The organism is Kitasatospora sp. NPDC050543 (genome assembly GCF_044457565.1).
Classification (GTDB): Bacteria; Actinomycetota; Actinomycetes; order Streptomycetales; family Streptomycetaceae; genus Kitasatospora.
Map to the genome: position 1 here is coordinate 1 of NZ_JBITGZ010000070.1, position 10,803 is coordinate 10,803.

Here is a 10,803-nt window from a genome sequence, read left to right on the forward strand (position 1 = left end):
CGTCGCTGAAGCGGGACGAGAGGTCGCCACCGCAGTCGGTCCACGCCCGATACTTCTCCAGGATCCAGGCCAGCAGCCCGGTCGGTGAGTCGGCCAGCCCGTAGCTGAGGGTCAGCGGTCGGGTGCTCTGCTGGTGCATGCTAGGCGTTCAGCGTCCGGGTCCGGGCCCATTCGGGCGATCCGGCTGTGGTTGCTGGTCAGAGACCTGCTTGGCTGTTCTCACCGGTCCGACATACCTTCCTGAGCCCTGGCTTGATGTGTGAGCTTGTCGTTTTACCTCCGGTGATCGGCTTGAGGTTGTTCGATCTGGTCACCCACATGGGGATCTGCCGGACAGGGCGACGACCTCCGTCTCACGCTGTGTGATGTCGAGTCGCACAACGGAGCCGGAGGTCGTCTGTGTCGATTGTGGTCCCTGAGGCCGTTCGCCAGCGGGCAATCGCGGAACTGTCGTCCTTTCGAATGGACTTGTACGCCGCGATGCCCCGTCGTGCGGATGCACTCTTCGAGCTGTCGGACGCCCTGCTGTGCACTGACGGGCCGGTCCGAGCCCTGGTCGAGCTGGCCCTGGCGCCCGAGCACCGGCGCTCGCACGCCTCCCTCTACGCCGCCCTGAACCGCGGGGATCTCGATGCGGACCGCCTGCGGTGCGCGATCGCGGCCCGCAGCCTTCCCCGCGGCCCCGGCGCACGGATCGTGCTCGCCGTCGACGTGACCGCCTGGCTGCGGCCGGACGCCAACACGAGCGACGCCCGCTCCTTCTGCCACACCTACGGCCGACGGGAGAACACCCACGAAATGGTGCCCGGCTGGCCCTACTCATTCGTCGCCGCCCTGGAACAAGGCTCGACCTCCTGGACGGCCCTCCTGGACGCACAGCGCCTGGAACCGGGTGCCGACACCGCGGCCGTCACCGCCGCCCAACTCCGCGAGGTCCTGCGCTGCGTCTTCAACGCCGGACACTGGAAGATCGGCGACCCGCCGGTACTGATCGTGGCGGACGCCGGCTACGACGGCCCGCGCCTGGCCTGGCTCCTGCGGGACCTGCCCGTCCAGGTCGTGGTGCGGATGCGCTCCGATCGGGTCTTCTTCAATCCCGTGCCCGACGACCACCGCATCGGCCCGAAAGGCGGCCAGCCCCCGCGTCACGGAGCCCGGTTCGAGCTTGCCGACTCCACCACCTGGCACGAGCCCGACAGCGACAGCAAGCACACGACCCGCCGCTACGGCACCGCCCGCGTCCGTGCCTGGCACCGCCTGCACCCGCGCATCTGGCGCCGCTCGGCCTGGAGCGACTATCAGGGCCAACTACCCATCGTCGAGGAACCCTGATCCGCCTCGACGTCGATCACCTGCCTTCCGGCGGCACCCCGAAGCCGGTGTGGTTGTGGTTCTCCGGTCCCACGCCCTCCGGCGCGGACACCGACACCGCATGGCACGCGTTCCTGCGACGCTTCGACCTGGAACACACCTTCCGCTTCCTGAAGCAGACCCTCGGCTGGACCCGCCCGAAACTGCGTGAACCCTCCGCGGCCGACCGCTGGACTCGCCTGGTCCTGGCCGTCCACACCCAACTCCGCCTCGCCAGGCGGCTGTCCGCCGACCTACGCCGTCCCTGGGAACGGCCACAGCCCGCCGAACGCCTCACCCCCGCCCGAGTCAGGCGCGGGTTCCGCAACATCCGCACCACCCTGCCCTGCCCGGCGGCTGTTGCGAGACCCTCCCGACCCGGGCCCGGGCGCCCACCCGGCCGGCCCAACCACCGCCGAGCCCCTGACTACGACGTCGGACTCGCGCTGGTCACCAACCAGTAGCGAACAGGCAGGCGATGATTCGAACGCGACAGAAGATGATCACCGGAGGTAAAACGACAAGCTCAGATGCAATGGGATGGGAAGGAGCGCAAGATGGAGCAGGGCATGACATGCCGCCACTGGATGGCCTGGAGATGATGGGCATGCGTTGCCGAGCTCTGCGGGCACCTTGCCGGCCTTGGCGGCGTCGGCTGATGCACGACTGGTGCCGCGGAGGGCGTGCGGGCGATCCGGGTTGCTGCAGAAGTCCTGTTCTTATCGCATATCGCTTCGGCCTCGGCTACGTTCCGAGTATCGGCTGGCACGTGTAGGTGCCTGGGACCGGGGGATTCGCGGATGACGTTCGAGGGCAGCCTGCCTTTGCCGTGGCAGGACGGGAACGCTGACATCGACGTGCCGGCCCTGTTCGGCCTGCTTGACTCGGCGCCGGATGCTGCCCGTTCGGCGCGAGACCTCGCCCTGGCTCTCAGATACGCGTCCGCGCGGACCAGAGGATTTGCCCCGCCCGAGTCCGGGACGGCGCCGCTCCACGTCAGGCATGCGCAGGTGGTCCTGGAGACAGCGGTTGAGTGGCGGATGCCGGAGGTCGAGCGGTGGGCCGTCGCCTGGCTCACGGCGTCGCGGCTGCCGCACCTCCGCATGCGCTGGTCGTCCCGATCACGCGACGGCAGGGTCCGGCTTGACGGGCGGGCGTCCGGTGGCGTCCAGACGATGGCAGGCTGCAGGGAGGGAATCTGCCTGGGCACCGACACCGGGGAGGTCGAGGCATGGACTCCGGACGGCGGCACCACGAGGGCCGGCGCCATGCGCGAAGCGGTGTGGACGGTGGCAGCCAACCAGGACTGGCTGTTCGCGGCGGGCGCGCACGCCCATTCTTGGTGCCGCGGCCCGGGGGGCGGCTCGCCCTGGCCTGAGCTTCCGCATGCAGCGGGTGTCAGCGCTGCGGCTGTCAGTGCGGAGGGGCTTGTGGTCTGCGGCGACGAACGGGGAGTCATCCGGGTGTGTGAGCCAGGGGGGCGGTGGGCCGGGCTGCCGGTGCGCCGGCCGTCCAAGGTAGTCGCCGTCGCCGTGGCTGCTGGATGGATCAGAGTGGCCTGGAAGGACGGCTGGACGGCCGTCCTGGTCCGCGGTGGTGGGGGCTGGCACGTACACATCGAGCACGGCCTCGGAGGCACGGTCGGCTGCGCCGCCTGGGCGGCCGACGGTCGGCTCGCCTTCGCCCTGGACGGGGATGCGTCGGTGCGGGTCCTCGATGCCGGAGCCGTCCGTACGGCTTGGCTCCACCACGGTGTCCGCCAAATGGTCTGGTCGCCCGACGGCCGACTCGCCACCGCCGGGGCGGATCAGCACGTCCGTGTTGCGTCACCGGTGTCGGGCACGGAACCTGACGAGCTGGGAGCCGAGAGCCGGATCACCGCTCTGGCTTTCGCAAGTGATCGCTTCCTGGTCACCGCTCACGGCCGTGACCTTGTGCAGTGGGATATGGCCCGATCTGGCAGCGACGATCCCACCTTCCAAGCCGCCGACGAGATCACTGCGCTCGGCCTGGCTCCGGACGACCGCGGTCTCTCCGCCGCTGGCACCCTGCTCGGCCTGTTATGGCAGTACGACGCGAGAGGCGTCGCATCACAGTGGACACCTGCTCACACGCCGGGGGCAGTACACCAGCTGGTCCGGCACCGAGGGGGCTGGCTTGTCGCCAGCCAAGGTGGCGCCTACTGGTGGCGCCCGCCCGAGATCCCGCGCCAGCTCTCCAACCGGCTGTGCCTCGCGGTTGCTGTCTGGCGCGGGAGGGCCGTGTTCGGGCGGAATACTCAGCTGGTCCGCCAAGACGACGACGGGCAGACCACGGTGTGGGAGTTCGACGCACCCGTTCGGGACATCGCGGTCTGTGCGGACCGCTCCCTGGCGGCGCTGGACCACAACGGCACCGTCGTTGTGCTGGGGCCCGACGGCCAGCCCTGGGTGCACGAGGAAGCCGGAGACCGACTGCTGGCGCATCTCCCGGAGAAGAAGCTGCTGATGCTGGCTGCGGCGGACCCCGTAGCCACTGTGCTGTCGCCCCGCGGCAGCCAGCGGTATGCCTGGCTCCGTCCCGGTGCGGCGTCGGTGGTCGCGAACGACAGAGGTGAATTGGTGGCGGCCTACCCCGACAAGGGAGTGGTGGTCTTCGGACAGGCCGATGCCGGGACACGAGGCGAGCCCGTCGTGGTGAGCGAGGTCCCTGGCCAGTTCTCAGTGGTGGCGGCCGCTTCGGAGCGGATCATCGCCGCCGGCCGTGGACGGGTCGCCGGCTACGACCGCAGCGACCCCCGGGAGGTCCCCGAGGCGCCGGGCACAGTGATGTTGCGTGTCGCCGCTGAGGGGAGCGACTTCTGCCGGATCTCGTTCCCTGGCGGTGCGGGCGCCCTCCTTCCCGCGGCGAAGCTCGCCCGGCTCCAGAGGGATGCCGGAGGCGACGGGGTGAAAGCGCTGTCGGACGCCGTTCATCTCGGCGGGCAGCTTGGGGACCAGCTGTGGTTCGCCGGGCTCGACCGGGAGATCGACAGGGCACGTGGCGAGGCACCCGAGCGGCCAGTCCGGCTCGACTGGCTGATCGAGGAGGGTCCGCTCGTCGATCACCCCTGGGAGCTGCTCCACCCCTCCACAGCGCCGCTGACCTGGTTCGCTAGCCCTCCCGTCACCATGGTCCGCGTGGTGACGGCGAGCTGCGGGCGGACAGCCCGCGCCAGCTCCGGCCAGCACACGGGCCGACCTCGGATGCTGGTGGTACGGACGGACGATCCCCTGCTGGGCAGGGTCGACGACGCGTACGACCAGATGCGACGCCGCACCCGCCGCAGCAGCGTCCGGTTGGTCAGCAGTATGCCGCAGGTCGTGCGGACGACGGCCGACCTCGACCGCACCCTCGTTGAAGCCGACATCGTCCACCTGTGGGCGCACTCGGGGCGCGGCGGGGTGGTTCTCCCGTTGGAGGCGCGGCCCGTCCCGGTGGCGGACATGGCCCACTGCATCGCCGCCACCGGACCGCGTCTGGTCATCCTGGTGGGGTGCAGCTCGGCGGCGTTGGGCCGGGAGATCGTGCGTCGTGGCGTGGAAGCGGTGGTCGGGATGCGTACTGCCGTGTACAGCCACACCGTCCAGCCGCTGGTCGAGGAGCTGACCGCCCACGTTCTGGCTGGCGTGCCGGTGGACCTCGCCTTCGCCGAGGCGCTGCGGCACTACGTGCTCACCGGGCAGCCTGGCGCCCCCGCAGTACCGCTGCTGCATCTGCTGGCCGGCTCGAACGGTTCGTTGTTCCCGCCGACCGACCACACCTGAGCATTCTTACCCACCGGAGGTAGCCATGCCCGACAGGTTGGTATTCCATGAGTCCTTCGACTCCACCCGCGCCACCGCCGCAGACCCCGACGACCACCCCAACCTCGCCCAGGCCCAGGCCGAAGCCGTCGTGAGCCTGCTGCTGGGACGGTCGCTGTCCGTCAACCACACCTACGCCTTCGACTCCCGAGGCATGCTCGACCTCGCCGATGTCGTCCTGGAGACCTGGCATGAGGCTGTGAAAACCGCATCAGGCACCGGGCGGGCCGAGCTGACCCGGGCACGTCCGTTCGTGCTGCACCGCTTCAACCAACCCACTTTCTTCGCAGCCTGCTCCGACCAGCTGCGCCGTTCCGATCCTGATTCCAAGAACTACTTCAAGCTCTCCGCATGGCAGCCGATCGACCAGCTGCCCTCGGTCCGGCACGCTCTGGCCGACGCGTTGACGCGGGAGCACGGCGGCGGTGCGAAGAGGCGCCTACCAGCGGAGATCAGCGGGAACGAGCAGCTGAGCCGGTATCTCGAGCTGCTCCGCAGACTGAACGTTTACTTCTCGGAGTTCGACCGGAGCCGAGATGCCGCCAATCCGCGCATCTCGCTGGCAGCCTACGTGACCCGTCTGGTCGAGTTGCCCGAAGGCAGGCTCGTGGAGCTGGCCGCCGAACACCACTGCCCGGAACCGGATGCCCGGCGGCTGCAGGCAGCAGTGAGCAGTAAGGTAGCGCAGAGCAAGTACGGGACCGCTGCGGTCAACCGCGGCTGGGTGCACGGCGGAGCGGACCTGGCCGATCGGGATCCGCTAATGGCTGATCAGCTGCGGGAGCTGGTCGACACCCTGTACAACGCCATGCTGGCGGAGTCTGCGTGCGCACGGTTCGACTACATGTCGTCAGTTCCACGTGTGGACGGCCGGGATGAGCTGAAGCACGTTAACGCCCTCGCCATGGCACTGATCGACGACACCCGCGAGGCACATCACGACCGTCAGGAGCGGGAAGGGATCGGGCCCTCTCCTCGCATGGCCGGCATCTTCGCTGCGGCAGAGACGGTGCCCAACCTGACGGCCGCTCCGCTGCGGAAGGTGTTCGACGCGTACTGGGCGCTGGTAGCCGACGACGAGCGGCGCCCGGCATGGCAGGACTCCTGCGAAGACCTGGACCGGCTGTTGGCCCGGCGCAGGCCGGTTGACCGGGAGCTGCAGCACGCATGGGCGTCCCATCTCGCCCAACTGCAGACAGGGCTGCCGCAGGTGGTGGCGGTTGAACGCGGACGGTTGGCAGTCCCCGTGAGCTCCAGCGACAACGGCTGCGTGCAGACCATGGGCCTGGGAGAACTGACGGAGGAGGAGCTGAACCGGTCGTTCGCCGCAGGTGAGTACCTGTCCGACCTGGCGCGGTCGCTCCGCATGGGACAGGGGCTCGACGGGTGAGGGACAACCTTGAACTGCTGCTCTCCGCAGACCGGCCGGAGCTGCCGGAACCCTCGCTGCTCGGCTGGCTGGCATCCCACTGCTCCCCTGCCGACCTGCCGGCAGCCGTCCGGCTGGCGGCGTCGGCCGGCGGCATGGCACCTCACACGGAATGGCCGGTCATCAGCGATGCCGCTCAGGAGCGGTCCGCCGCCCGGGGCGCCAGGCAGTACCTGTCCGTCCTACCCCAAGCTCCTAACTCGCAAGCGGACGGGCTGGGCAGACTCGGGCTGCCGCACGACACGGCTCTGCACGAACTCACCGACCAGGAAGTCGTGTACCTGATGCCCTTTCTGCCCGGTCCCGTGATCGCCGACATGCGGTGGCGGTCGGTTGCGGCGGTGGAGGAGGCGGTGCGTGCGGAAGTCGGCTGGTACGCGACGGCGCTGGCTGCCAGGGCCGCGCCCTTCCTCGAGGAGCAGAGCCGGATGCGGATCGTCGAGCTTGCGGGCCAGCTCGACGAACGGTGGCGCCGCCGGCTCACCGAACTCGCACGCGTATGGGCTCCGTGGCCGTCGGCGGCAGTCGAGCTCGAGGCATCACATCCAAGCTTCCCGGAGGCTGACCACATTGCCGCACGCCTCAGCACGGCGATGGTGGAGGAGGTCTGCCACCGGGTCATCTCACGTCTCGCCGAGAGCCTTGAGGTCCGACCGCGGGCCTACCCGCCGGGCCCCGTCCCGTGGTTCCCTTTCGAGGAACTGGACCCCGCATCCCCGTCGACACTCGAGGACAACCTGTCCGGCCCGCCGGATCTGCTCGGCGACGAGGCTCCTGGGCAGCTGAGCCGCCACGTCAGCACAGGTGTGGCAGAGACCGCTCAGCCCGAGGTCCCGCTATCCGCTGATCGCTGCCTCGAACCGGGAACGGACTACCTGTTCTGGTTCGAGATCGGCGGGGAGCAGGCAGCCGGTAGTATCGAAACGGACTCCGATCCGGTGGTGATGCCCATCGGCGACCTGACGGTGGTGCTCTTCTCCTTCGAAGGCCACATCGAGATCTCCGAGGGGCGGGACATCGGCCGGCTCGCGCTGTACCAGGACGGGCAGGTCGAGATCCACAGCGCGCCTGCGGGCGCCCCCGTCCTCGGGGCCCGCCTGTTCTTTCCCATCCGCACGCCCCAGCGCTCTGGCAGGTACCGGCTGCGCTGCCACCTCTACCACCGTCAGACGCTGCTGCAGTCGCGCCTTGTCGAGATGCAGGTCAAAGATGGGGCCCCGATCCAGGCGTACGCCTTGGCGGCGCAGGTCGACTACACTTCCGGCACCGCACTCGATCCGCTCACGCTGGCCGAACTCCGGCCGCTCACCGTGTCGGTCTTCGTCAACGACAATGGTGACGGCACCCACGCCTTCCGCTTCTGGGGAGGGGATGACATCAAGGCGCAGGCCATCCTTGGCGAGGGCGAGCTCCAGAACCACATCGACAATGCGAGGGGTGCGCTCCGAAAGGCGTCCTGGGGAAGCAGCGATGCGGGGAGCTCCGGTCCGCCCTTCCGATATGACAACGGCCTGCCGGTGGACTACACCGAGGACCTGATCGATCTGGCGTGCAATGGATACCGGCTGTGGGCGTCTATCGGCGGGGGTTTCGCTGAGGCGGGACTCCCCCCGGCTGGCACCGCCTCGCCCATCAAGCAGTTGCAAGCCCGGCTGCGCAGACCCGGCGTGATCGAGATCGCTAACAAGGTGAGCAGCAGGATGGTCGTTCCGGCAGCGCTCTTCTACGACCACCCGCTGGACTGCGGCCTGAAGGCGCTGAGTGTCTGCCGGGTCGCCCTCGACGCCTTGCGAACCGGTGTCGATCCGGCGAGCAGCCCCTGCTTCCAGGGCAACTGCCCCCGGTACGGCGTCAGGTCGGTCGTGTGCCCCAGCGGCTTCTGGGGTTACCGTCACGCCATCGGGCTTCCGCAGTCGACCGCGTCAACTCTTCAGGAGACGTCGCTCGTCCCGGCGCACGGTGCCCCCTACATTCCATACACAGACCAGCCTCGCAGCGTCATCGGAATCGCCGATGAGTTCGCTGGCGATCACACGACGATGATGCGGGCGCGGTACCAGGGGAGAATCCACACTGACCGTGAGGAGTTGCTGGCGGAGCTGCGCGGCAGCACGGCCCCGCAGCTCGTCTACTTCTACTGCCACGGCGACCTGGTCAGGGGTATCCCGGTCCTCCTGATCGGCGGCCCGTTGACGGCGGCGATCTCCTACGAGCAGATCGCGGACGACATGTTCTGGCCGGACACCCGGCCACTGGTCTTTCTGAACGGGTGCCGCACCGCCGCCGTCGAGCCCCGCCATGCTATGACCTTCGTGGACGCCTTCGTTCGGCGCGCTCGCGCCTCGGGTCTGATCGGCACCGAGATCATCACCTATGAGTCCCTGGCAGCTGAGTTCGCCGAGTCCGTGCTTCACCACTTCATCGACAGGCAAGCTTCGATCGCCCACGCCATGCGTACCGCCCGGCTGGCACTGCTCTCCAGGGGGAATCCACTCGGTCTGATCTACGTCGCCTACGCACCGCCGCATCTGCGGATGAAGAAGGTGTGACAACCTTCCCTTCAGCGCGTCACCGTAGCGTCGGGGCTTCTTCGCGCCCCATGGCACGACTGCCGTCCGACGCGATCTGCCACTGCTTCAGCTCCGGCCGCCGGCCGTCGAGGAACCATTCCATGGTCCAGCGGCGCGCCTCCGTCGCATCCGCGTCCTTGCTCCGCCACACCAGGATGAGCAGCAGCAGGAAGTATCCGAAGAAGCCGATGGCGAGGCCGATTCCGTAGGCTGCGAACAGTCGCGTCTTTTCCGGGAAGAGCGTCAGGATGGTGCCCCCGCCGATGACTCCCACGATGGCGGCGAGATCCGTAATCGCGACCTTGGAGCGGTACCGGTTCACAAAGTAGGCTTGCCAGCCGACAACCATGCCGAAGAACAGTGCTCCGAACTCGACGAATGTCACCTGAATCTCCTGGATTTGATTGCTGCCCCCGCAATCGAGCGCCGCACGAGAACACGGAGGAGGAAGTGCAGACCGACCCCCAAAGCCACGCCGACGGCAGCGGTGGCAGGGCCGTCAGGACCGGCAGTGAGGAAGGCGACCGCGGCTGCTGCTGCGGCAGTGGCAGTCCGCCCCAGCCAGAGCGCCGCGTGCGGATCGCGCCGGACTGCCAGACACCACCCGATGACAGTGCCGAAGCCGATCACACCGATCACCAGCACACTGACCCCCGTCTGACGTATACCGGGCCCTGACGGAGTATACCGTCGTGACTACTGACGAGAGCGGACAACACAGAAGGGTAGCTGACTTGAAGGAAGAGCGACGCCGCGACCGACTGGCGGCCTATCAGCGGCTGGTGGCCGAACGGCCTCACCTATTCACGAATCCGGCGGGCGCCGCCTACGAGATCCTTCTGGACACAGCTGACCAGGAGTTCGTGGCTGACCAAAGTGCTGCCGACAACAAGCGTCGCGACCTGCCGGAGGAGGATGCGGACATCGGCGTGGTATACAGCGACCGTTTCATCGTGCTGCTCCGCGACGCCGTCCGCTTCCGGTCGGGGCGGCGCGGAGCGTACATCAGGCTCTGCGGTGCCAAGGACGGAGTCGGCGCCGCCGTGCTGCCACTTCTCTCAGACGGCCGGGTAGTGCTCATCCGCCACTTCCGGCACGCCGACCGAAGCTGGCACTGGGAGATCCCCCGAGGCTTCGCGGAGGGCAGCGACGACGGCTCTGACACCGCCCGCCGCGAGCTGGCGGAGGAACTGGGATGCCGGGTCGAGAGGATTGATCGGCTCGGCGCGGTCAACGGCGACAGCGGGCTGCGCGCAACCACCGACGACGTCTACCTGGCCCACATCCCAGCCAGCGCTTTTGAAGTGGCAATCGCCGAGCATGCCGCGGAGGAAGGGATCGATGAAGTCCGTCCGGTGAGCCCGGACGTCCTCCGCAAGATGATCAAGAGCGGGGAGATCACAGACGGGTTCACCCTCGCCGCATACGCGTTCGCCACTGCTGCCGGGGCTCTGCCGTAAAGTGCAGCGACTGCTCGTGGCGATGCAGGCGCCGGGACCCGGCGTGTGGCCTTCCCCTCGTACTGAAGTTGCGCCCGGGCGCCACGCGGGGCGCCTGTGGTCATTCGCCCTGGCCGGCGCTTCCCATCGGGCCGATCTTCACCGGGGATCCGCTGCCGTCCGTGACGGGC

At 68.6% G+C, this 10,803-nt stretch carries 5 protein-coding genes and 1 pseudogene; 5 read left to right on the forward strand and 1 reads right to left on the reverse strand.

Annotated features, from left to right (window positions below):
• The first annotated feature begins 399 nt into the window (after window positions 1–399).
• The 4 genes and pseudogenes from ACIBH3_RS35445 (at window position 400) to ACIBH3_RS35460 (ending at window position 9,152) form a co-directional block, all read left to right on the forward strand.
• Window positions 400–1,814 (forward strand): annotated as a pseudogene (locus ACIBH3_RS35445) (NF041680 family putative transposase).
• A gap of 336 nt (window positions 1,815–2,150) precedes the next feature.
• Window positions 2,151–5,135 carry a CHAT domain-containing protein gene (locus ACIBH3_RS35450; protein ID WP_396316240.1) on the forward strand — a complete coding sequence of 995 codons (2,985 nt, stop codon included), beginning with the start codon at window positions 2,151–2,153 and terminating at the stop codon, window positions 5,133–5,135.
• A 25-nt stretch (window positions 5,136–5,160) separates the two neighbouring features.
• Window positions 5,161–6,564 (forward strand): hypothetical protein, encoded by a 1,404-nt coding sequence (locus tag ACIBH3_RS35455; protein ID WP_396316241.1) that lies wholly within the window; start codon window positions 5,161–5,163, stop codon window positions 6,562–6,564.
• Window positions 6,561–9,152: a hypothetical protein gene (locus ACIBH3_RS35460; RefSeq protein ID WP_396316242.1), complete on the forward strand. Its 2,592-nt coding sequence runs from the start codon at window positions 6,561–6,563 to the stop codon at window positions 9,150–9,152. Before ACIBH3_RS35455 ends, ACIBH3_RS35460 begins: the two co-directional genes overlap by 4 nt.
• Window positions 9,153–9,171: 19 nt before the next feature.
• On the opposite strand, the gene ACIBH3_RS35465 is transcribed toward ACIBH3_RS35460, so the two are convergent.
• Window positions 9,172–9,558: a hypothetical protein gene (locus ACIBH3_RS35465; RefSeq protein WP_396316243.1), complete on the reverse strand. Its 387-nt coding sequence runs from the start codon at window positions 9,556–9,558 to the stop codon at window positions 9,172–9,174.
• 307 nt (window positions 9,559–9,865) lie between these two features.
• Here ACIBH3_RS35465 and ACIBH3_RS35470 point away from each other — a divergent pair, with 307 nt between their 5' ends.
• On the forward strand, window positions 9,866–10,633 hold the full coding sequence (locus tag ACIBH3_RS35470) for an NUDIX hydrolase (RefSeq protein ID WP_396316244.1): 768 nt from the start codon (window positions 9,866–9,868) through the stop codon (window positions 10,631–10,633).
• Window positions 10,634–10,803 lie beyond the last annotated feature (170 nt).